This window comes from Candidatus Laterigemmans baculatus (genome assembly GCF_010367455.1).
GTDB classification, from domain to species: Bacteria; Planctomycetota; Planctomycetia; order Pirellulales; family Pirellulaceae; genus Laterigemmans; species Laterigemmans baculatus.
Genome location: NZ_WRPR01000080.1, coordinates 17,272 through 39,593, shown reverse-complemented (window position 1 = coordinate 39,593; position 22,322 = coordinate 17,272). Strand labels below are relative to the sequence as shown.

19 protein-coding genes and 1 pseudogene are annotated in these 22,322 nt (G+C 64.1%); 15 read left to right on the top strand and 5 right to left on the bottom strand.

All coding sequences use genetic code 11. The features are described 5' to 3' along the window. The 5 genes and pseudogenes from GNK13_RS16285 to GNK13_RS16265 form a co-directional block, all read left to right on the top strand. Positions 1–507 (top strand): annotated as a pseudogene (locus GNK13_RS16285) (hypothetical protein); the annotation flags it as partial. Between the two features lie 134 nt (positions 508–641). Next, on the top strand, positions 642–2,216 hold the full coding sequence (gltX, locus tag GNK13_RS16280; RefSeq protein WP_164103615.1) for a glutamate--tRNA ligase: 1,575 nt from the start codon (positions 642–644) through the stop codon (positions 2,214–2,216). Between the two features lie 4 nt (positions 2,217–2,220). Continuing rightward, the gene (locus GNK13_RS16275; protein WP_164103614.1) at positions 2,221–3,579 is read left to right on the top strand and encodes a cytochrome c; all 1,359 of its coding nucleotides are present in this window, start codon (positions 2,221–2,223) and stop codon (positions 3,577–3,579) included. A gap of 173 nt (positions 3,580–3,752) precedes the next feature. After that, the gene (locus tag GNK13_RS16270) at positions 3,753–5,480 is read left to right on the top strand and encodes a glutamine--tRNA ligase/YqeY domain fusion protein (protein WP_164103613.1); all 1,728 of its coding nucleotides are present in this window, start codon (positions 3,753–3,755) and stop codon (positions 5,478–5,480) included. A 374-nt stretch (positions 5,481–5,854) separates the two neighbouring features. Beyond that, positions 5,855–6,913, top strand: a complete 1,059-nt coding sequence (locus GNK13_RS16265; protein ID WP_235935265.1) for a CNNM domain-containing protein — start codon at positions 5,855–5,857, stop codon at positions 6,911–6,913. Positions 6,914–7,179: 266 nt separating this feature from the next. On the opposite strand, the gene GNK13_RS16260 is transcribed toward GNK13_RS16265, so the two are convergent. Next, the gene (locus tag GNK13_RS16260) at positions 7,180–8,169 is read right to left on the bottom strand and encodes a YheT family hydrolase (protein ID WP_164103612.1); all 990 of its coding nucleotides are present in this window, start codon (positions 8,167–8,169) and stop codon (positions 7,180–7,182) included. 207 nt (positions 8,170–8,376) lie between these two features. Here GNK13_RS16260 and GNK13_RS16255 point away from each other — a divergent pair, with 207 nt between their 5' ends. Both GNK13_RS16255 and thpR read left to right on the top strand, forming a co-directional pair. Then, positions 8,377–9,282 (top strand): PfkB family carbohydrate kinase, encoded by a 906-nt coding sequence (locus GNK13_RS16255; protein ID WP_164103611.1) that lies wholly within the window; start codon positions 8,377–8,379, stop codon positions 9,280–9,282. Positions 9,283–9,292: 10 nt separating this feature from the next. Continuing rightward, on the top strand, positions 9,293–9,862 hold the full coding sequence (thpR, locus tag GNK13_RS16250) for an RNA 2',3'-cyclic phosphodiesterase (RefSeq protein ID WP_164103610.1): 570 nt from the start codon (positions 9,293–9,295) through the stop codon (positions 9,860–9,862). 25 nt (positions 9,863–9,887) lie between these two features. Here thpR and GNK13_RS16245 read toward each other — a convergent pair whose 3' ends face one another. Further along, the gene (locus GNK13_RS16245; protein ID WP_164103609.1) at positions 9,888–10,250 is read right to left on the bottom strand and encodes a 2Fe-2S iron-sulfur cluster-binding protein; all 363 of its coding nucleotides are present in this window, start codon (positions 10,248–10,250) and stop codon (positions 9,888–9,890) included. 199 nt (positions 10,251–10,449) lie between these two features. On the opposite strand from GNK13_RS16245, the gene GNK13_RS16240 reads away from it, so the two are divergent. The 3 genes from GNK13_RS16240 (at position 10,450) to hisN (ending at position 15,642) form a co-directional block, all read left to right on the top strand. Next, positions 10,450–13,818, top strand: a complete 3,369-nt coding sequence (locus GNK13_RS16240; protein ID WP_164103608.1) for a DEAD/DEAH box helicase — start codon at positions 10,450–10,452, stop codon at positions 13,816–13,818. Positions 13,819–14,209: 391 nt separating this feature from the next. After that, positions 14,210–14,809, top strand: coding sequence for a signal peptidase II (locus tag GNK13_RS16235; RefSeq protein WP_164103607.1), 600 nt, complete (start codon positions 14,210–14,212; stop codon positions 14,807–14,809). Then, positions 14,806–15,642, top strand: coding sequence for a histidinol-phosphatase (gene hisN, locus GNK13_RS16230; RefSeq protein WP_235935263.1), 837 nt, complete (start codon positions 14,806–14,808; stop codon positions 15,640–15,642). Before GNK13_RS16235 ends, hisN begins: the two co-directional genes overlap by 4 nt. An 85-nt stretch (positions 15,643–15,727) precedes the next feature. Here the strand turns inward: hisN and GNK13_RS16225 are convergent, their stop codons facing one another. Next, on the bottom strand, positions 15,728–16,624 hold the full coding sequence (locus GNK13_RS16225) for a class I SAM-dependent methyltransferase (protein ID WP_164103606.1): 897 nt from the start codon (positions 16,622–16,624) through the stop codon (positions 15,728–15,730). 111 nt (positions 16,625–16,735) lie between these two features. On the opposite strand from GNK13_RS16225, the gene ffh reads away from it, so the two are divergent. From ffh to GNK13_RS16200, 5 genes are all read left to right on the top strand, one after another. Further along, the gene (gene ffh, locus GNK13_RS16220; RefSeq protein ID WP_164103605.1) at positions 16,736–18,211 is read left to right on the top strand and encodes a signal recognition particle protein; all 1,476 of its coding nucleotides are present in this window, start codon (positions 16,736–16,738) and stop codon (positions 18,209–18,211) included. A 71-nt stretch (positions 18,212–18,282) separates the two neighbouring features. Continuing rightward, positions 18,283–18,696, top strand: coding sequence for a 30S ribosomal protein S16 (gene rpsP / locus GNK13_RS16215; protein ID WP_164103604.1), 414 nt, complete (start codon positions 18,283–18,285; stop codon positions 18,694–18,696). Then, entirely contained in the window at positions 18,696–19,391 is a 696-nt protein-coding gene (gene trmD, locus GNK13_RS16210; protein ID WP_164103603.1) for a tRNA (guanosine(37)-N1)-methyltransferase TrmD, read from the top strand. Before rpsP ends, trmD begins: the two co-directional genes overlap by 1 nt. 27 nt (positions 19,392–19,418) lie before the next feature. Beyond that, positions 19,419–19,772, top strand: coding sequence for a 50S ribosomal protein L19 (rplS, locus tag GNK13_RS16205; protein ID WP_164103602.1), 354 nt, complete (start codon positions 19,419–19,421; stop codon positions 19,770–19,772). After that, positions 19,693–20,244 (top strand): YraN family protein, encoded by a 552-nt coding sequence (locus GNK13_RS16200; protein WP_235935261.1) that lies wholly within the window; start codon positions 19,693–19,695, stop codon positions 20,242–20,244. The genes rplS and GNK13_RS16200 overlap by 80 nt, the downstream gene beginning before the upstream one ends. 236 nt (positions 20,245–20,480) lie before the next feature. On the opposite strand, the gene queC is transcribed toward GNK13_RS16200, so the two are convergent. Together queC and GNK13_RS16190 are read right to left on the bottom strand one after the other, a co-directional pair. Next, complete coding sequence (gene queC / locus GNK13_RS16195; RefSeq protein WP_235935260.1) at positions 20,481–21,185, bottom strand: 7-cyano-7-deazaguanine synthase QueC; 705 nt, start codon at positions 21,183–21,185, stop codon at positions 20,481–20,483. 15 nt (positions 21,186–21,200) lie between these two features. Beyond that, positions 21,201–22,181, bottom strand: a complete 981-nt coding sequence (locus tag GNK13_RS16190; protein ID WP_164103601.1) for a 3'-5' exoribonuclease YhaM family protein — start codon at positions 22,179–22,181, stop codon at positions 21,201–21,203. Positions 22,182–22,322 lie beyond the last annotated feature (141 nt).

Sequence of the window (22,322 nt, the reverse complement as noted above, 5' to 3'; positions counted from 1 at the left end):
GCGGCTCCACGCCGCAGACGGTTCGGGCTCCCGTTTAGTCGTCGCCGCAAAGCTGCTGGCGAGGAAGCGTCCACGGAAGAATCGTCCGCGGAAGAGACCGGCGAGTTCGAGGACGGCGAGGCAACTCCACGCCGCAGACGGTTCGGGCTTCCGTTTGGTCGTCGCAAAGCTGCTGGCGAGGAAGCGTCGGCTGAAGAATCGTCCGCCGAGGAGGCTGGCGAGTCCGAGGACGGCGAAGCGGCTCCGCGACGGAAGTGGTTCAAGCTGCCGTCTCTGCGCCGGGCCGCTGCGTTGGAGGAAATGGATGAGTCTGCAGAGGAGGGTGCGGATGAACCGCAGGGGTTGCAGCCCCCAACCTCTTCCAAGCCTGCTCGCGAAGCGGACCCGGACGACGACGATGGGGACGACGCCGATTTCGATCCCGAGGGGGTCGACTGGGAGTCGATGAACAAATCGGAACGACGGCGAGCCCGCAAGTTGCTCAAGCGGCAAGGGAAAGCGGCCTAGGCCCCGTCATCACCCTCCTCGGGGAGGGTGATGTTCTCGTCTTCGCTGTGGCTCGTTAGGTGCCGGCTGGGTGGACTCCGCTCGGGGCGATAAAGTGAGGGCTTTGCCCGTCGCTACCCACTCGCTTTGAAGCTATGGTCCGGACTCGATTCGCTCCCAGCCCTACCGGTTATTTGCACATCGGGGGCGTACGCACCGCTCTGTTCAACTGGCTGCTAGCCCGGCAGGCGGGAGGTCAGTTCATCTTGCGGATCGACGACACCGATCAGCAGCGGAATGTGGAAGCGGCTCTGAAGCCGATTTTGGACGGGTTTCGCTGGCTGGGGATCGATTGGGATGAAGGGCCGGAGGTCGGCGGACCCTACGAGCCCTACTTTCAATCGCAGCGGGGCGAGGCCTACGCGGCGGCGGCCGCGCGGTTGCTCGCCAGCGGCCACGCGTACCGCGATTATGCGCGGCCCGAAGAGTTGCAGGCGCAGCGGGAGGAAGCGGAGAAGGCGGGCCGGACGTTCGTCTATGACCGCCGCTGGATGGCCGAAGACGATGCCGCGGCGGATCGGTTTGAGGCCGAGGGGCGAACGGCGGTTGTGCGGCTCAAGATGCCGCGCGAAGGGCAGTGCGTGATCCAGGACCGGATCCGCGGCGAAGTCCGCGTCGATTGGGCCTCGGAGCAGGACCACGTGGTGCAACGCGCCGACGGGAGCTGCTTGTACCATTTGGCCAGCGTCGTCGACGATCACGACTTTGCCATTACCCACGTCGTGCGGGCGGCCGAACATTTGCCCAACACGCCGCGGCAGGTCTTCATCGCCGAAGCCCTCGGCTACACCCTCCCGGAGTACGCGCATTTGCCGTACGTCGCCGAGCCCGGGGGAACGGCCAAGCTGAGCAAGCGGAAGCTGGACAAGTATCTGAAGAACAAAGACTTCGCCCAACTCCTCGAGCACGGGCAGCGGATCGCCGAGCGGGCTCATCTGACGGTCGACGCCGACACCTTCAACCCCGTGATCGTCGATTTCTACCGGGAGACCGGGTTCCTCCCCGACGCGATCCTCAACTACTTGCTGTTGCTCGGCTGGTCGCTCGACGGTTCCACCGAACGGTTCACCCGAGCGTCGATGATCGAGAGCTTCACGCTCGACCGCGTCAATAAGGCTCCGGCCAGCTTCGATCCCCAGAAGATGCTGGCCTTCGAGGCCGATTGGATGAGCGAGCTGGAGCCGAAGAAGAAGGTGGCGATGGTGCTTCCCTACCTCCAGCGCGCCGGTCTGGTGAGCCAGCCGCCGGAGTGCGAGCTCTCGGACAAATTGACGCGGATCGTCACCGCCGCGGGGGACCGCATTAAGGTGGCAGGAGATATCTTGGATTTCGACTTCTGCTTTGTCTCGCCGGAGAACCTGAAGTACGACGAAAAAGCCTTCGAGAAACGGATTGCCAAACCCGCCGAGGCGCGGCCGTTGCTCGAACAGTTTGCCGCACGCTTGGCAAGCATCGAACCCTTCGTCGCCGAACGAATCGAGGCGGAGTTGAAACAGTTCTGTGAAGAGCAGGACATCAAGATCGGACAGATCATTCACGCGCTCCGTGTCGCGACGACCGGGCAGCCCGTGGGCTTTGGCATGTTCGAAACCTTAGAAGTCTTGGGCCGCGAACAGACCGAGGCGAGAATTCGCCGAGCCGTGTTGTTGGAAAATTCCGAAAAGGGTTAGAGAAATGAAGCGGAATTTGGTCACCCTCGGGCTGCTCCTGGGCTCGGGACTCGCGCTCGGATGCCACCGCGAGGAGCGGCCCGTGGTGTTCGAACCCAACTTGGTCCACGCGCATAAGTACGCGATGACCGAGGAAATGCCCATGGACCAGGTGCTCAGCGACACCCGGTGGGCGGTGGAGAAAATGTTCGGCACGCCGGACCACCCCCAGCTGCCCGAAGCGGTCGTCGAAGATGAGGAGTTGGCCTCGATCGTCTCGCTCGAGCGGCTGCAGCATGCGGCGGGGCCCGTTGCAGGTGGCGACTCGGCGGCAGGTGGCGACTCGGCGGCGGGTGCGTCCGGTGGCGGTGCCGGGTTGTACCGCGTGCACTGCGCCCCCTGCCATGGCGTCTCCGGTGACGGGCGAGGGCCGACCGGGGCGATTTTGAATCCCTATCCGCGCGATTACCGGATGGGAGTTTTCAAATTCAAATCGACCACGCGCGGCGCCAAACCGACCCGCGAGGATCTGGCCGAGCTGATCCGCGACGGGATCCCCGGAACGGCGATGGTCAAAATTCCCAGCCTGACGGAGGAGGACATCCAGGCGCTCGTCGATTACGTCATCTACCTGTCCTGGCGGGGTGAGGTGGAACGGAGAATGATCGACGGTGCGGTGCTGGAGTTGGATGTGGCAGCGGGAGACCCGGAGAACCGGATCATCGTTCCCGAGTTTGCCAACGCCACTTCCGAAGAAGACAAGGAATTGTTCGAAGAGCAGTGGGATTACATCACCGACTATGTGACGGAGATCGGTGAGACGTGGCTCGAGGCGGGGGACGAAGTCACCGAAGTCGAATTGCCCGAGGACATTCCGGTGCCCGCCAATCGTGCGGAATTCGTGGCGATGATGGAGGGGCCCGAGGCGGAGCAATTGCAGGCTTCGGTCGAACGGGGGCAGAAGTTGTTTGTCGGGGCGGTCGCCTCTTGCGCCAAATGCCATGGGCTGGAAGGAAAGGGGGACGGCCAGACCAATGACTTCGACGATTGGGCCAAGGACTGGACGGTGCGGGTGGGACTCGATCCGACCGATCGCGAGCAGCTGATCCCGCTGTTGGCGCGCGGCGCCCTGATGCCGCAGAACGTTCAGCCCCGCAACTTTGCCGAAGGCGTATTTCGCGGAGGGAGCGATCCCGCTTCGCTCTACCGACGGATCGTCAACGGGATCGCGGGAACGCCGATGCCGGGGGCGACGTTCGTCGAGGGCGAGTTCGAAGAGCAGGACGTGTGGCACGTGATCAACTACATCCGCTCGCTCGAACAACCCGCTCCGCAGACCGAGGCCGTCGCCGGTCCTGCCGCGGAAGGCGAAGCGGCGAGCTAGGTCGATTGATGCAACTGCCGCCGGCCGTCAGCCCGAATATTGCATCAGCCGCCGGGCGCTAGCCCCCGGTTTCCGAAAACGCCGTGAAAACCGGACGCTCGAAGCGCGGCGGCGGATCCAGGCGAGACACTGAAACTGTTCCACCAAAAGAAAGCTTGCTCCAGGAATTCAGGATGAATGACTCGCTGCCTCCCTCTCCTTCGGACGAAACCGCACCTTCGAACGAAACGGCTTCCGCGAAGTTGAATTTCGTCGAACAGGCGATCGAGCGCGATCTGGCCGCCGGTCGCTTCGACGGCGTGGCGACGCGCTTTCCGCCGGAGCCGAATGGCTACTTGCACATCGGGCATGCCAAGAGCATTTGTCTGAATTTCGGGTTGGCGAAAAAGTATGGAGGCTCCTGCAATCTCCGCTTTGACGATACGAACCCGACCAAAGAAGAGACCGAGTATGTCGACTCGATCATGGAGGATGTCCGCTGGCTCGGTTTCACCTGGAACGAGTTGCGGTATGCGAGCGACTATTTTGAGCAGCTCTATGATTGGGCGGTGCAGCTGATCCGCGATGGGAAGGCTTACGTCTGCGATCTGACCGGCGAGCAGACCCGCGAGTACCGCGGGACGGTGACCGAACCGGGCCGCAATAGCCCCAACCGCGACCGCAGCGTCGAGGAGAATCTCGACTTGTTTGCCCGAATGAAGGCGGGCGAGTTCAAAGATGGCAGCCGCACGCTGCGGGCGAAGATCGATATGGCGTCGCCGAACATGATCCTTCGCGATCCCGTCATGTACCGGATCATGCACGCCCATCATCATCGCACCGGTGACGCTTGGTGCATCTATCCGATGTACGACTGGGCTCATGGCCAGAGCGACTCGCTCGAGGGGATCACGTTCTCGATCTGCACCCTCGAATTTGAAAACCACCGACCGCTCTACGATTGGTTTTGCCAGGCGCTCAAGATTCATAATCCGCGGCAGATCGAATTTGCGCGGTTGAATCTCACCTACACGGTGATGAGCAAACGCAAGCTCTTACAACTCGTTCAAGAGAAGCGTGTCAGCGGCTGGGATGACCCGCGGATGCCGACGATCAGCGGACTGCGGCGGCGGGGCTACACGCCCGAGTCGATCCGAAATTTCTGCGCCGAGATCGGAGTGGCGAAGTTCAACAGCACGATCGATGTGGTCAAGCTGGAGAACGCCGTTCGCGAACACCTCAATCGCGTCGCTGACCGGCGGATGGCTGTCCTCGATCCAGTGAAGTTGACCCTCACCAACTGGCCCGAGGGGCGAGTGGAAATGGTCGAGGCGGTGAACAACCCCGAGGATCCGGCAGGAGGAACGCGGCAGGTGCCGTTTTCCGGAACGCTGTACATCGAGCGCGACGATTTCCGCGAAGAAGCACCCCGCAAGTTTTTCCGCCTCAAGAAGGGAGGGGGCGTGCGGTTGCGGGCCGCCTATATCATCGACTGCCACGACGTGGTCAAAGACGCCGACGGGAAGGTGGTCGAAATTCTCTGCACTTACGATCCGGAAACCCGCAGCGGCAGCGGGTCGAGCGATCGCAAAGTCAAAGGCACGATTCACTGGGTCAGTGGCGAGCACGCGGCGGATGTCGAAGTGCGGCTGTACGACCGGCTGTTCCGGGTCGAGAACCCCGACGCGGGAGCCGAGGGCGAGACGTTCCTCGATCACCTTAACCCCGATTCGATCCAGACGATCACGGCCAAGGCCGAGCCCGCGGTTGCCGAAGCCGAGGTCGGCACACGGGTCCAGTTCGAGCGGATCGGGTATTTTGTGGTTGATTCGGACAGCAGCCCCGAGCAGCGCGTCTTCAACCGAATCGTCGGCCTCCGCGATACCTGGGGAAATATGGAAGCCAAGGGGCGAGCGGATTGAGGAAAGACTTTGGCGTTCCCCACTCGTCACCCTCCCCCCGGGAGGGTCGCGAGGAACGAGCGGGGAGGGCGCCTGGGCGTCGAGGTAGGCGTCGGAGTTGGGACCCAGAGAGTGGATCAGCTCGCCCTCCCCGGGCCTAAGAGCCCGACCCTCCCGGGGGGAGGGTGAGGTTGTCACGGCGTTTTTTAGAAATCGGGGGCTAGCGCCCGGCGGCTGATGAATAATCCGGGCTAGCGCGTCGCGGCTGATGAATAATCCGGGCTAGCGCCCGGCGGCTGATCGGATGCGCGAGAGGTGCGCAAGACCGCTACTTTCGCGGAGCGAAAGGCGACTATGTTTTCTCCTCGTAATGCGGAAGTCGAAGTTCGCCTGCCATGATTGCACTGATTCCGCTGCTGCTGTACTTCATTTTCTCGATCGGCTTTTCCTTTCTCTGTTCGATCGCCGAAGCCGTGCTGCTGTCGGTGACTCCGTCGTTCATCGTCACGCTTCGCGAATCGAAGCCGGCGGCGGCCGAGCGACTGGCGAAGCTCAAGGAGAACATCGACCGGCCGCTGGCTGCAATCCTCTCCCTCAACACGATCGCTCACACCGTGGGGGCGGCGGGCGTGGGGGCGGAGGCGGCGCGGTTGTATGGCAATCAAGCGGTGGGGATCGCCAGCGCCGTGATGACGCTGTTGATCTTGGTCCTCAGCGAGATCATCCCCAAGACGATCGGCGCACTCTACTGGCGGTGGCTCAGTCCGCTGGTCGGGCTGCTGGTCGACTGGCTGATTCTCCTGCTCTATCCACTGGTCTGGCTCAGCGAACAGCTGACCAAGATCCTCTCGGGCGGCCAGGTTTCGCATGCCGTGACCCGCGAAGAGCTGATGGCGATGGCCGAGATTGGAGCCAAAGAAGGCTTGCTCGATATCAACGAGTCCAAGGTGCTCGGCAATCTGATGCGATTCCGCCACGTTGCCGTGGCCGACATCATGACGCCGCGGACGGTGATGATCGCCTTTGAGCAGCAGTCGACGGTCGGGGAATTCTATGAGAAGCAGAGCGAAGTGCCCGTTTCGCGGCTGCCGATCTTCGCCGGAAAGCTCGACGACGTGACCGGCTTCGTGCTCAAGAGCGATCTGCTACTGGCGCAGGCCCGCGGTGAAGAGGATCGGCCGCTGAGCGATTTTCGTCGCGATCTGCCGGCGGTGATGGAAACCACGCCGCTGCCCGATCTGATGGAGATGCTGCTCGACCGCCGCGGTCACATTGCGATCGTGGTCGACGAATATGGCAGCGTCTCGGGGCTGGTCACGCTCGAGGATCTGGTCGAGACGTTGCTCGGGCTGGAGATCGTCGACGAGCACGATCGCTCGGTCGACATGCAGCAGCTGGCCCGCCAGCGATGGGAGGAGCGGGCCCGCAAACACGGTTTCTTTCGCGAGGAGTAGGGGATTTTTCCCTCCTACTCGTACTCGTACTCAGCGAAGCGGTACTCGTACTCGTACTCGTACTCGAGTCGAGCGCCGCTTACGCCTGCAGGACCAACGCGCGTATCGAGTACCGCTGCGCTGAGTACGAGTACCGCTGCGCTGAGTACGAGTACCGCTGCGCTGAGTACGAGTACCGCTGCGCTGAGTACGAGTACCGCTGCGCTGAGTACGAGTACTGCTGCGCTGAGTACGAGTACGAAGGAAGGGGAGGAGTAACATCCACCTCAGGCGAACCAGTCGCCGAGGCATTCGTCCATCCAGCAGCGGGTGTTTCCGCGAGCCAGGAAGGCGACGTGGCCGCCGCCGCGGGGGATCTCCAGGTGTGTCGACTGGGGCCACTCGGCGTGAGTAAAGCAGGCGATCGGCACGATCGGATCATCGGCCGCGGCGAGCACCAACGTCTCGATTTTGTTGTTGGCGACGAAGTTGGCTGCGGCCGACCGCCGGTAGTAGTCTTCGGCCGAAGCGAAGTTCGAGAGCGGAGCGGTGATCCGGTCGTCGAGTTCGCGGAGCGTCCTCGGGCGCCGCGTCAGGTCGATTTTGCGAAATGCTTCGCTGGCGCGGACTTGCGACGGGATCCGACTAAACAGCGCGCGGATGAAGTAGCGGTTGTAGGGCCGCATCCACAGCCGCTGCATGTGGTTCGAGCAGCGGACGAGATCGACCGGCGGCGAGACGGCCGCCGCGCGCACAAGCCGCTCGCCGGCAGCCCCCAGCGAAGCCTCTCCCGCACCGAGTTCGCCGAGCCCCTTGAGCAGCTGATTGCCTCCGAGCGAGACCCCGATGGCCCAGATCGGACCGGCCCCGGTGATTGCCGCAATCGACTCGATCGCCGCCAACACGTCCTCGCTCCGTCCGGCGTGGGTCAAACGGCGGGCGAACGATTCGGCCGCTCCACAACCCCGCATGTCCATCCGAAACGAGCGGACCCCGCGGCGGTTGAAACGATCGGCCAGCCGCCGCATGTAGCTCGCTGCGTGCGAACCGCAGAGGCCGTGGATCAGCAGCAGGCTCGGGTCACCCGGTTGCCACTGGGGTGGGCAGTCGTCGTGCAGCACGATCGCGTCGCCGTCGGGCAGATCGACCCGGTGCCGCGTCGCCCCTTCGGTGTCGTGGGCCAGCGTCAGCGGCCGGAGTGCGATCGCGATCGTCTGCAGGTGCCCGCCGCGAAAGACGCGGTGGGGGCGAAACGGCTGGGGCGTGAAATTCGGCATGGGCGAACCCGGGGGCTCCAATGCGGGTGGCTCAAACGGTGCGCCCCCTCCATAATGCCCACCGCAGCGGCCATGATCAGCGGTCATGCTCGGCAGTCATGCTCAGCAGTCGTGATCAGCGGTCATGCTCGGCGACGACGTCAGCGGGCAGGCTTGGCGCACGCGCTCTCAATCATCTTGTTTTCACCTCAACCCCGCAGCCCCTCTATGAGTCTTTTGGTAGTCGGATCGGTTGCTTTCGACAGCATCCATACTCCCACGGCCGAGCGCGATCGCGTCCTCGGCGGCTCGGCCGTCTATTTTTCCTACGCGGCCAGCTACTTTACCCCCGTTCGCTTGGTAGGCGTGGTCGGCGAGGATTGGCCGCAGGAGCACACGGAGATGCTGCAGGCGCGCCGCGTCGACACCGCCGGGCTGCAGGTCAAGGAAGGGGGCAAGACCTTCTTCTGGAAGGGCAAGTACATGCCCAACATGAATGATCGCGAGACGTTGGAAGTCGAGCTGAACGTGTTTGGCGACTTCGACCCGCACGTCCCCGAAGCGTTTCGCGACAGTCGTTACGTCTTTCTGGCCAACGGCTCGCCGGTGGTCCAGGCCAAGGTTCTCGACCAGATGGCCCAGCCCGCGCTGGTCGTGGCCGATACGATGGACCTGTGGATCCAGACTCAGCACGAGGATCTGCTCAAGCTGCTTCGCCGGATCGATGGCTTGGTGATCAACGACAGCGAAGCGAGGTTGCTCACCGAGGAAGAAAACTTGGTCGCCGCGGGGATGAAGATCCGCCAGATGGGGCCGCGATTCGTGATCGTCAAGAAAGGCGAGCACGGAGCGATGTTCTTCGGCGAGGAAGCCGTCTACACGCTGCCCGCCTACCCGACCGCCAAAGTCGTCGACCCGACCGGTGCCGGCGATAGCTTTGCCGGCGGGATGATGGGCTACATCGCCGCCCAGGACAAGCACGACGAAGCCACCCTCAAACGCTCGCTCGCCTACGGCACGCTCGTGGCCAGCTTCAACGTCGAGGACTTCAGCCTCGAACGGATGCAGCGAATCGAGCTCGACGATCTCGACCAACGGCTCGGCTGGTACCGAGAAATGCTGACGATCGGTTAAAAGGTGCCCCATGCAAACCATTCGCTCCTTCATCGCCTTGCCGATTACGGCGGCGATTCAGAAATCGGCGGCCGGGCTGGTGCGTCGCCTCTCGGGCGAGCGGGATGGGATCAAGTGGGTGCCGGGAGAGAACCTGCACCTGACGCTGAAGTTCCTCGGGGAAGTCGATAACCGCGAGCTGCCCAAGGTTTGCGCAACGGTCCGCGATTGCTGTCGGGGAATCCCGCCGTTTGCCCTAGAGTTTCGCGGCGCCGGCGCGTTTCCGGACCCGTCGCGGCCGCGGGTCGTCTACGCCGGGATCGTCGAAGGAGGCGAGGTGCTCCGTGAGCTGGTCGGGCGGCTCGAACCGGCGCTTGCCGATCTTGGGTTCAAGCCCGAGCCGCGCGATTACGTCCCCCATCTGACGCTCGGGCGGACCCGCGGAGGAAGTCGCCGCGGGGCGCCCGAAGTGGGAGAGCGGATCCGAGCGGCCGCCGACGTGGAGCTCGGATCGATGCTGGCGGAGAAGGTTTGTCTGTACGCCAGCTTTCTCGATAAAACCGGCCCCACCTACCAGGTCATGGACACGATCGAGTTGTGACGGAGGACGGAGGGCTGGGGGCCGCTTACTTCTCGACCCAGACCGGCTGGGGTTGGATTTCGTCGGCCACTGGACCGCCCTGATCTTTGCGGCCGCTCCCTTCGAGCCGGCTGATCAGTTCGACCGACATGTCGTGGTCGCAGACGATTTGGCAGCTGAGCCGGACGCCCGCCTCGGTCACTCCGCGGGCCCGCAGGACTTCCTGCTCGGCGGCCGTCATCTTGTCGGGTTCTCCCTCGACGAACCGCACCCGGCAGGTGGTGCAGCGGGCGACTCCGCCGCAGGCGTGCAGTTGGTCGGTTCCGGCTTCGTCGATCAGGGCTTGGACGAGCCGTTTGCCTTGCGGGACGTCGAACTCGCCAACACCAGCCACGGTCAGTTTCGGCATCTCTCAAAGTTCCTCGGAGTTGCAGGATTGCTTGTCGTTCTCGGGTCGCCTTGGTTGAGGCTGCCCATCGTAAGGCTTGTAGGGAGCCAGCGGGAGGGAGCGGCCTGGCGAGCGTTGCATCTTGCGTTCCCGGTTTCCGGGACCACGCGTATACTGCCCCTCGACACCCACTATCGGAAGTTACTCAAACGGAATCGTCATGATCGAGGAGTTGGAGCTCGTCCCGGCCTCGCAGTTTTCCTCCGAAGAGCAGCGAGTGGGGCTGGTCCGGGCGCTCCGCGAGTTCGCCTCCAGCTTCCCTCCGGAAATGTTCGGTCGGGCGGCAAGCGTCGAGGTCAGCCCGCGGCCGGTGATCTATCGCGAGCGGGACTGGATCGTCTGGCGGTTTGAAGTTCGCGATTCGAGAAACAGCGGCCCTCGCGAAGCCGAGATTGGGTTCATGCTCGAGCCGAGCCGAGCGGGCGGCAGCCGGGGACGATCGCCCGCGCACGCTGTGAACACCCCGCATCGCATCCGGTACTCGGCTTCGAGCCACTGCGATTGCCACTACTTTCAGCGGTATGACGAGTGCAAGCACGACGCGGCGATCGCGCGGTGGATGCTGCAAACCGTCTGCGACAGTCACGAAAAATTTGAGCAGTGGCTGGCGTCGATCGACCAGACGGCGCCGCGGGCCGGCGATTATTTGCTGCGAGACCTCGTGCAGCTCGCGGCCGACGTCCAGCCGCCGGCGGAGCGGACCGAGACTCGCATCCAGTGGCGAATCAGCCTCGATCCGCAGAGCAAGCGGATGCCGATCACCGTCCGTGCGATCGAGCAGCGGCTGAAGAAGTCGGGCCGCGGGTGGACCAAGGGGCGGGAATTGCGGGCTCACGCGATGACTGCCGCCGCGCTCCAGGCGGCGACCGAAACCGACCGGGCGCTGGCGTCGCAGATCCGCGCGTTCGCGATGTCGTACACCTACCGGGCGCAGGCGTACTGGGAGCTGTTGCCGTTGTTCTGCGACCATCCGGCGGTCGCTTGGGACGACGCCGAGGCCACGCCGATCGTCGTCGAGGAGCACCCCCTCCGCTTGGCGCTCCGCGAGCATGGCGAGGATTATCGGTTGCTGGTGACGCTCGGCGACATGCTGCTGACCCCCTGCGAAGGGAGCCTGCTGATCTGCGGCGACTCGCCCGAGACGCAGCGGATCGTCGTCGGCGACCATGCGGGCAACCGGTTGCTGTTCTCGGCACGCACCGAATCGCGTCTCGGGATGTGGATCCTGCAGGTTTTGAACCGGGGTGCGAACGGGCTGGAGATCAGCCGCGAGACGGCGGTCGAGCTGATGGAGTCGAGCGGGCGTTTGGCTTCGTTGGTGGAAGTCGAGTTGCCCGAGTCGTTGGCCGGGCCCGCGGAGCCGCTACCGCCGGAGCTCTCGCTGCTGCTGACGCCGAGCCGCCACGGGCTGCAGGTGGCGCTGCGGTTGGCCGACGCGCGGCTCGCCGAGCCACTGGTTCCGGGGCTTCCTCCCCAGGAGGTCCGCATCCACCGCGCCGAGGGACCGCTGCGATTGGTCCGCAATCCGCGTGAAGAACGCGAGCGCGGCGAGGCGTTGGCCGAGCGGCTCCAGTTGGGGGCGCTCGATTTCGTCGGCGAGTACAGCTGGCAATGCGAAACCGACGATGCCGCGCTGCGGTTGCTCGACACGCTGCGGGAGCTCGGCGACGAAGCCCCGCCAGTGCTGTGGCCCGAGGGAAAGAAGATTCGCATGCTGGGCGAGCTGCAGCCACAAGCGATGCGGGTGCAGGTCGAGGATCGTCGCGACTGGTTCGGGCTTACCGGATCGCTGAAAATCGACGACGTGGAGATCTCGCTCGCCGATTTGTTGGCCGCGGTCCGCGGCGGGCAGAAGTACGTCCGCGTCGGCGACAATGAATTTGCTCGGGTCAGCGACACGTTCCGCAAGCGGCTCGAGCAACTCGGCGACACCGTCCAGCCCGACCGTGGGGGCGTGCGGGTCGCGAGCGCCGCGGTCCCAGCGGTCCAGGAATTGATCGGCGGGGACATTCCCTTCGAGGCGGCCGCGCGGTGGCGGGAGACGCTCAGCCGACTCGAGCAAGTCCAGCGGATGCGGCCACGAGTGCCCAAGACGCTCGATGCCGAGCTGCGAAGCTACCAGAAAGAGGGCTACTGCTGGTTGGCGAAGCTCTCGGCCTGGGGAGCCGGTGGGTTGTTGGCCGACGACATGGGGCTCGGCAAAACCGTCCAGACGCTCGGCGTGCTGCTCGATCGCGCCAGCGATGGGCCAGCCTTGATCGTGGCCCCGACGAGCGTTGGTGACAACTGGTTTCGCGAGACGCTGCGGTTCGCCCCGAGCCTGACCCCGCACCTGTATCGCGACGGGGACCGCGAAGCGATCGTCGAGGCGGCCGGGCCGAGAGATCTGGTGATCGTCAGTTACCAGCTGCTCCGCCAGGACGCCGAGCGATTCGGCTCGCGGGCCTGGCACACGCTGGTGTTGGACGAAGCCCAGTACATCAAGAATGCGGCGACCAAGACGGCCCAGGCGGTGCGGGCGATCGAGGCGGGGTGGCGGCTGGGGCTTTCTGGAACGCCGCTGGAGAACCATCTCGGAGAGCTGTGGAGTCTCTTGCGGACGATCAGCCCTGGGCTGCTCGGCTCGTGGGAACAGTTTCGCACCCGCTTTGCCGATCCGATCGAAAAGCATGGGGACGAGGGTCGCCGCCAGTCGCTGGCCCGCTTGGTCCAGCCGTTCATCCTGCGACGGACCAAAGACAAGGTCCTCAGTGAATTGCCGCCGCGCACCGAAGTGACGCTGTTCGCCGAAATGGGCAAGACCGAACGCCGTCGCTATGAAGCCGCGCGGCTGGCGGCGCTGGCCGACCTGAATGGCGGTGGCGGATTGAGTGCCGCTGCTGAATCGAATGGCGGCGGCGGAGGTGAGCCGAACGAAGGGGACAAGCGGTTCCGGGTGCTCGCGTGGCTGACCCGGATGCGGCAGATGGCGTGTCACCCGAGGCTGGTCGATGCGACGTGGAAGAAGAGTTCGGCCAAGCTCGATCTGTTTCTCGAGACGGTCGAGGAACTCCGCGAGGGAGAGCATCGGGCGCTCGTCTTCAGCCAGTTCGTCCAGCATCTGAGCATCGTTCGCGAAGCGCTCGACAGTCGCGGAATCGCCTACCAGTACCTCGACGGCGCGACGCCTTCGGCCGAGCGTCAGCGGCGGGTCGACGCGTTCCAGCAAGGCGAGGGGGAGTTGTTTTTGATCTCGCTCAAGGCGGGCGGGACCGGGCTGAACCTGACGGCCGCCGACTACGTGATCCACCTCGACCCCTGGTGGAACCCGGCCGTCGAAGACCAGGCGACCGACCGGGCCCATCGGATTGGCCAGTCGCGGCCAGTGACCGTCTTCCGGTTGGTCGCCCGCGATTCGATCGAAGAACAAATCCTCTCGCTGCACGCCGACAAACGCGAACTGGTTGCCAGCGTGCTCGACGGCACCGATCGCGCCGGGCGGATGTCGACCGCCGAGATGATCGAACTGATCCGCGGCGGAGCTGACTGACGTCCGTATTGCCGCTGGCTGGGTTTTCGGCGACTCTAGGCACTGACAGGAAACCTGGAACGACACCCTCCCCCCCCGGGAGGGTCGCGAGGAACGAGCGGGGAGGGCGATGCGGGACGAAGAGTCTCGACACAGCTGAGTTCGGCAGCCCTCCCCGGGTCTAAGAGCCCGGCCCTCCCGGGGGGAGGGTAATAGTGAAGTCCAGTTTTCTGACAGAGCCTAGCGCCTACGGCTCAGTAGAGGCCCGAGGCTAGCGCCTACGGCTCACCCGAGGCTAGCGCCTACGGCTCACCCGAGGCTAGCGCCTACGGCTCACCCGAGGCTAGCGCCTACGGCTCAAAAACCGAAATCCCCGAAGCCTCCGAAATCCCCGAAGCCGCCGAAATTCTCCATGCCCGAACGATCACGGACCGAATCGTCTGGCCATCCCGTTTCCGCTAGCCGCGTTCCGGCCAATCGCATCGTCGTCTATTGCTTGATCGCGGTGCTTGGTGCGGCAGCCGACTTGGCGACCAAGGAGCTGGCCTTTCGCTATCGCGGGCTGCCCAGCGAAAAGCCGGTGAAGTGGGTCATCGAGGGCTACTTGGGAATCGAGACCGCGGTGAATACCGGAGCGGTGTTTGGGATCGGAGCCGGCAAGGGGCTGCTGTTTGCGACCCTCTCGGTGATGGCCGGGGTGGGGATCCTCGTCTGGTTGTTTTGGTTTGGTGCCGCTCGCAGCTGGTGGTTGTGCACGGCGCTGGCGATGGTCAGTGCGGGAATTCTCGGCAACCTCTACGATCGGCTGGGGATGTGGTGGTACGAAGGGCTTCCGGTTCCCTGGAAGAGCGGAGTCCGCGATTGGATATTGATGCAGGCCGGTGACGCCTACAAATGGCCCAATTACAACATCGCTGACAGCCTGCTGGTCGTCGGCGCGATCATGCTCGTGTGGCGGTCGTTCTTGCCCGAGCATCAGCAATCCAATTCCACGGCGGAGGCAGATCTTTGAACGCAGCAGACCGAGGGCACGGGGCCGTCGAGGGACCGGGGGCTTGGCAGAGTCAGTACGAGGGTCGGCTGCAATCGATGCTCGAAGCGGCGGAGCTCGCCGCCGCGGTGACGCTGCGGTACTTCGGCGGCCACGGCTTGGACGTCGAAGCGAAGTCGGATGACTCGCCGGTGACGGTCGCCGACCGAACGGCGGAAGCGGAATTTCGCAGTGCCATTGGCCGGGCCTATCGCGACGATGGATTGCTCGGGGAAGAGCATGGTGAGGCCGCCGGCAGTTCGGACTACCGCTGGGTGGTCGACCCGATCGACGGCACCAAGTCGTTCATCGCGGGCGTTCCCCTGTATTCGACGCTGGTGGCGCTGGAGTCTCGGGGCGAACCGGTGGCCGGCGGGATCTGGATTCCGGCTCTGGGCGAAGCGGTCGTTGCGGCGAAAGGGTTGGGGGCGTGGCATCGGGCTTCACCGAGCAGCCCCTGGAAGCGCTCGCAGGTCTCGGCTCGCGGCGAGCTCGCCAAGGCGATCTTCGTCACCACCCAGATCGATTCCTTCTCGGCCCGTGGCAGCGGCCAGGCGTTTGAGCAATTGCAGCAGGCGGCCTGGATCACCCGGACCTGGGGGGACGGCTACGGGTACTTCCTGGTCGCCACCGGAAGGGCGGACGTGATGGTCGACCCGATCGTCAATCCCTGGGACGTGGCCGCCATTCGGCCGGTGATCGAAGAAGCCGGCGGCCGGTTCAGCGACTGGTCGGGCGTGGCGACCACTAAGTCGGGCGATGCGGTCGGCACCAACGGCCCGCTGCACGAGGAAGTCCTGCGGTTGCTCCGCTAAACCGGATTATTCATCAGCCGCCGGGCGCTAGCCCCCGGTTCTCCGCGGCGCTGGGAAAACCGGACGCTAGCGCGTGGCGGCTGATTTACCACGCCACTTCGTGACTTTCTGCAGCAACGTCTGGCTTGCGGCCGAGGATGCAGAACCTGAGGTAGGTCAGCAGGGCGTGGGGCGAGTTGGCGAAGTAGTCCTCGCCGGCTGGGTGCAGATGGCGGCGCAGTTCGGCCCGCTCTGCGGCGGTCCCTCGGGAGAGGTTGTCGAGCCGCTCTCGAAATTGTTCGCCGAGCCACGCCTTGAGAGGCTCGTCGAATGGTCCGCTGCGGTCGAAGGTGTACGAGCGGACGGTGAGGTCGGCGAGCCCGGCCGAGCGCAGCAGCGCCGAGGCGTAGCGCGGAAAGGCGTAACCCTCCTTTTCTTGGTCCGCCAGGCCCTCCCACTCGAGGCGGTGGAGGAGATTCTCCGTCTCCGGGGGCCAGGAGCCGATCAGGTCGTGCAGGTTATCGGTCTCGGTGACGATCACCACGCCCCCGGGGCGGCAGAGGCGAACCATTTGGCGCAGCAGCCCGGCGTGGTCTTCGATCGACTCGAGCGAATCGATGCAGAAGACGACGTCAAAAGCTTCGGCGAACCGCTCGGCTTGTTCCGGCTCGAGGAGATCGCAGTTCTGGAACGAGAGCCGCGCCGAGAGTCGGGCTGGGGAGTCGCGGCGGGCGACGGCGAGATAGGCCTCGTCGACGTCGAGCCCCACGACGCGGTTGCGGGGGTCAATCTCGGCCAAGAGGCGGGAGAAAAAGCCGTCGCCGCAGGCAATGTCGGCGATCTCGCGGCCCCCCGAAGCGGGTTCGGGGCAGGCGCGCAGGAGATCCTCGAGCATTTCCCGCAAGTCGGTTGCAAACGCCGCGTGCTGCAGCTGCAGGCAGTGGGCGTAGTCGGGTAATCGATCGTCGGGTAATCGGTCGTTGGGCAGTTGTTCGTCAGCCATTTACAAAATTGCCAGGGCGCGTTTAAACTTCGGGGCTTTCCCCTGGGCGTGCGCGCTCCGGGGACCGCTGGTGGTCTGCATTTACGTCTCGCGCTGCGAAGTTAAAGTCCCATGTTTGAGTCGCTTTCGGAGGGCTTGCAATCGGCCTTCAAGAGCTTGCGTGGAAAGGGCAAGCTCACGGAAGGCAATATGCGCGAGGGGCTGCAGGCGGTCGAGCAGGCAATGCTCGAGGCCGACGTCAGCTATCCGGTCGTCCAGGATTTTATGCAGCACGTCACCGAGCAGGCGCTCGGCCGGCGGGTGTTGCTCAGCCTGCGGCCGCACGAAGAGCTGGTGCGGATCATCTATGACGAACTGGTCAAAGTGCTCGGGCCGGTCGATTCGTCGCTGCATCTGAAGAAAGACGGCGTCACTGTCATCATGCTCTGCGGGTTGCAGGGTTCGGGAAAGACGACGACCTGCGGCAAGCTCAGTCAATTATTGCTGGAAGAAAAGGTCCGTCCGCTGCTCGTAGCCGCCGACCTGCAGCGTCCCGCGGCGATCGATCAGCTGCACGTGATCGGCGAGAAGCTGGGGGTTCCGGTCTACAGCGACCGCGACCAGAAAGACCCGGTAAAGGTTTGCCAAGCCGGTCTGGCGAAGGCCAAGCAGGAGGACGCGCGGGTCGTGATCCTCGATACCGCCGGGCGATTGGCGATCGACGAGGAGTTGATGGCCGAGCTGGGGCGGATCGACCGCAAGATCGGCCCCGATCAGGTCTATCTGGTCGTCGACGGGATGACGGGCCAGGACGCGGTCAATAGCGCCGGGGCATTCAACAAGGCGCTCGAGCTCGACGGCGTCGTGATGACCAAGCTTGACGGCGATGCGCGCGGCGGGGCGCTGCTGTCGGTCAAGCAGGTCACTGGCGTGCCGATCAAGTTCATCGGCACCGGCGAACATTTCGACGCGCTCGAGCCGTTCCGTCCCGAGGGGATGGCCAGCCGCATCTTGGAGATGGGCGACATCGTCGCCGCCGCTCGCGAGGCTCACCGGATCGTCGACGAGGCGGAGCGGGAGGAGCTGGAAAAGAAAATGGCGGCCGGCGAAATGACGCTGGACGACTTTAAAAACTTGCTGGAAAAAGTGGCCAAGCCCGGTTTGATGGGCAAAATGATGGGGCTGATGCCCGGCATGGGCCAGCTCAAGGGGCTGATGCAGAGCGAAGAGGCCGAAGGGGGCATTCGCCAAACGATCGGTGCGATCAACAGCATGACCGCGGCCGAACGCCGCAATCCCAAGATCATCGACGCCAGTCGCCGCCAGCGGATCGCCCAGGGAGCCGGCGTGCAGGCTCCGGTGATCTCGCAGCTGGTCAAACAGTTCGAAATGATGAAGCCGCTGATGCAGGGATTGGCCGGCCAAGGGGTGGGCGACCGGATGGCGATGATGCGGCAACTGCAGTCCAGCGGGGCTTTGACCGATCCTTCCATGGGCGGGCTGAAGGTCAAAAAGAGCACCGGCAAACGGTTGAGCAACGCCGAGCGGGCGAAGCTGAAAAAAGAACGAGAAAAGGAATTGCGTCGACGTCGGCGCAAAGGGGGCTGAGCGGTTTGTGGAATCCCGCTTGGCCAATCACCACTATTTAATCATATCGGTTTGATCGAGGAGTTTTTATCGTGGCAGTCAGAATCCGACTGAAGAAAATGGGCCGGACCCACCGTCCGTACTTCCGTCTTTGCGCGGTCGACGCCCGGGCCCCCCGCGACGGTCGGGTGATCGAAGAGCTCGGACATTACGACCCGATGTTGCCCGAGACCGATGCCCGGGCGCGGCTCAAAGCCGACCGCATCGATTACTGGTTGGGCGTCGGGGCGCAGCCGAGCGACAAGGCGGCGGTCCTGATCAAGAAGTACGGCACCGACGGAACCCACCTGGCGGCGCAGGAAGCTGCCCTCGAGCGGCTCGGCAAACGCAAACAGTACACCCCGCAGCCCACTCCGGCTCGCCCGGCGGCCGCACCGGCGGCCGAGAAAGCCGCCCCCGCCGAGGAAGCGCCCGCGGCGAGTGAAGAGGCACCGGCCGAGGGCTGATGCGGTTCGACATTATCACCCTGTTTCCGGCGATCTTCGACGGTTACCTGACGCAGAGTTTATTGGAGAAGGCGATTCGCCGCGGGTTGGTCGACATCGCTTGCCACAACCTGCGGGATTGGTCCGACGACCCGAAGCACCACAAGGTGGACGACCGACCCTTCGGCGGCGGCCCCGGGATGTTGCTTCAGGTCGCCCCGACGGTCGCAGCGGTCGAAGCCGTGGAGACGTTCGATCCCCGCCCGGCGCGGCGGCTGATCCTGACTCCGCAGGGCCGGCGACTCGATCAGAGGCTGGCCGAGGAATTGGCGACATCCGAGCGACTGCTGTTGCTCTGTGGTCGCTACGAAGGTTTTGATCAACGCGTCATCGAGATCCTCCAGCCGGAGGAAATCAGCGTTGGCGATTTTGTTTTAAATGGTGGTGAGGTGGCGGCGATGGTCGTCATCGACTCGATCGTGCGGTTGCTGCCGGGCGTGTTGGGTGACGAACAAAGCAGTTTCGAAGATTCATTCAGCCGCGGTAACCGTTTACTCGAATTTCCACAGTACACCCGCCCTCGCGAATACCGAGGGCACACGGTCCCCGAAGTCCTGCTCTCCGGAGACCACCAGCGAATCACTGCCTGGCGAGCGGAGATGAGTCGCGAGAGAACCCGCCAACGACGCCAGGACCTCCTGGATGAAAATATTTAAACGTTAAATTGTGCCGAGAGGAAAACGATGAGCCAGCAATTGATGGCGTTGGTCGAACAGCCCAATCTGAAAGAAGACGTCCCGCCGTTCGAAGTCGGTGACACGGTCGACGTGCACACCAAGATTTTGGAAGGCGACAAAGAGCGGATCCAGATCTTCAGCGGGACCGTGATCGCCCGCAGCGGCTCGGGCAGCCGCGAGATGTTCACCGTCCGCCGGATCGTGGCCGGCGAAGGGGTGGAGCGGAAGTTCCCGCTGCACAGCCCGCGGATCTCGAAGATCGAAGTCAAGCGGAGCAGCGTTGTGCGGCGGGCCAAGCTGTACTTCCTCCGCGATCGCGTCGGCAAAGCGGTCCGCCTCAAAGAACGCCGCCGCGGCTAAGTCGCTGGCGGACTACCTCCGCGGACTCCGCAGCCGATTCGACCGCTGGCGATTCGGCGCGATCGATCCCGCCGCTTCGCTCGGTAAACGAGGCGAGCAAGCGGCGGCAATCCTGCTGCGCCGCAAAGGCTACCGGATCCTGGCCGCCGGCGAGACCGACCGCGGCGGCGAAATCGACTTGATCGCCCTGGACCGGAAAACGCTCGGCCAGCCGTCGATCGTGTTCGTCGAGGTCAAGACCCAAGGGACGCGACTTCCCGGCAACCCGGCCGAACGAGTCGACGCCGATAAACAGCAGCGGCTGACGCGGGCGGCGCTGCGATATCTCAAACGCCACAAGCTGCTCGAGCATCGCGCTCGGTTCGACGTCGTCGCCGTCTGGTGGACCGATGCAGGGGCCCCGGAACCGGAGCGGATCGAGCACTATCCGAACGCCTTCGAAGCCACCGGCGAAGGCCAGTTCTACAGCTGAGAGGTACGTCCGCTCCCGTACGTCAGCCTTTCCAGGCTGACTTGCTGCGGTGGGGGTCAGGCTGGAAAGCCTGACGTACGGTGGGCTCTGTCAGAAAACCGTGAGCCGACGGCGCTAGCCGCGGGTGCTGCAGCGGAAATCCCGGGGCTGCGAGGCCCGAGGCTAGCGCCTACGGCTCACCCGAGGCTAGCGCCTACGGCTCAAAAGAGTGAAATCGCCGGGTTTTCTGACGTACGCTACCGGCGGGCCGGGTCTTGGAGGCCTTGCGCCTCGAAGCCCTGTTGGCGGAGCAAGCAGGCGTCGCAGTGGCCGCAGGGGACGCCTCCCTCGCCCGGATCGTAGCACGAGAGGGTCTGGCTATAGTCGACGCCGAGCGCGAGTCCGCGGGCGATGATTTCCGCTTTGCTGAGATCGATCAGCGGGGCGTTGATGCGGATCGTGTGATGTTCCTCGATCGTCGCCTTGGTCGCCAGATTCGCCATCTGCTCGAAGGCTCTGATAAATTCGGGGCGGCAATCGGGGTACCCGCTGTAGTCGAGGGCGTTGACGCCGATGAAGATTTCCTGAGCGTGAAGGGTCTCGGCGAATCCGAGCGCGAGCGCGAGGAAGATGGTGTTCCGCGCGGGCACATAGGTGACTGGAATCTCTTCACCGATCTCGCTGATGCCAGCCGCTTTGGGGACCGCGATCGACGGATCGGTCAGGGCGGAGTGACCGATGGCCGCCAGGTCCACGTCGACAATTACGTGCGACGCGACCTTCGCCCGCTGTGCAATCTCCATCGCCCGCTGTAGCTCATACGTGTGCCGCTGACCGTAGCGGAAACTCAATGCGTGCACCTCGTAGCCCTCGTGCTGGGCGATCGCCAAACAGGTCGTGCTGTCGAGTCCGCCGGAGAGCAGCACGACGGCAGGGCGGGGTGGGGTGGGGAGCATCGACATGGGAGTGCTTTGCGGTCAGGACTCGGCGGTGGGCTGCGTCGGCTTCCAGAGCTTGCGGCCCAGCGCGGGGTTGTAGTTGGTCCAGTTGCCGTCGGCGGCGACGTCATTCTCGATGATCGAAGTGGCCGAGGCAATTTTGGCGTCCAGGTTGTCCAAGTGGTGCAGCGTGAGCGCTTCGAGCGTGAGCGGGATTTTAGGACTGCCGTATTCGAGCATCCCGTGATGGCTCAGGACGAGGTGTTCGAGCTTCCACCGCAGTTGCTGCGGCACCGCTTCGCCGCCGCTGCGTTCGACCTCGGCGATCTTTTCCGCCAGCATCTGCACGCCGATCACGATGTGGCCGACCAGTTGGCCGCGATCGGTGTAGCTGGTTTCGTCGCCGCCGGCCAGCTCTTCGACTTTGCCCAGATCGTGCAGGAACGCGCCGAGCAGCAGTTGGTCGCCGTCGAGCTGCGGATAGCGGCCCGCGACCAATTTCGCGAGCTCCATCAGATCGACCGTGTGCTGCAGCAGGCCCCCGGGATAGGCGTGGTGGTTGTTGACCGCGGCGGCGGACTGCTTAAGCCGCTCCAGGAACGCCTCATCGGCCAGGAACGCTTGCCCAATCTGGCGGAGGAAGGGATTCTCCATGCTCTCGATCAGCTCGCTCGCCCGCTCGACCAAGGCTTCCGCGCGGTCGGCATCGAAGCGATCGAAGTCCGCCGGATCGACCTCGGCGGGATCGACCCGCGTGACTTCGCTGACGATCATCTGCAGCCCGCCATTGAACAATTGCGTGCGGCCTTTGCAGCGCACGAAATCGCCCCGCGAAAACGAGTCAAAGACCCGCTCGTCGGCGTTCCAGAACATCCCGGTCAAGGTGCCGGTCCGGTCCGACAGTTTCAGCAGGATGTACTTGCCTCCCTGGCGGTTGGCCCGGAGTTGTTTGTCGGCCGCGCGAAACGTCTGATCGAGTTGGTCCTGCGGTTCGAATTGCGTGATGTAGCGTCGTGTCATGAGCGAATTGGGTGAGCGGAGGATAGTCGCCTTTCGCTCCGCGAAAGCAGCGTTTTCGCACAACTTTCGCGGAGCGAAAGGCGACTAAAAAGGCGACTAAAAAAAGGGATGATGAGAGTTGCGCCTCTGCGCTACTTTCGC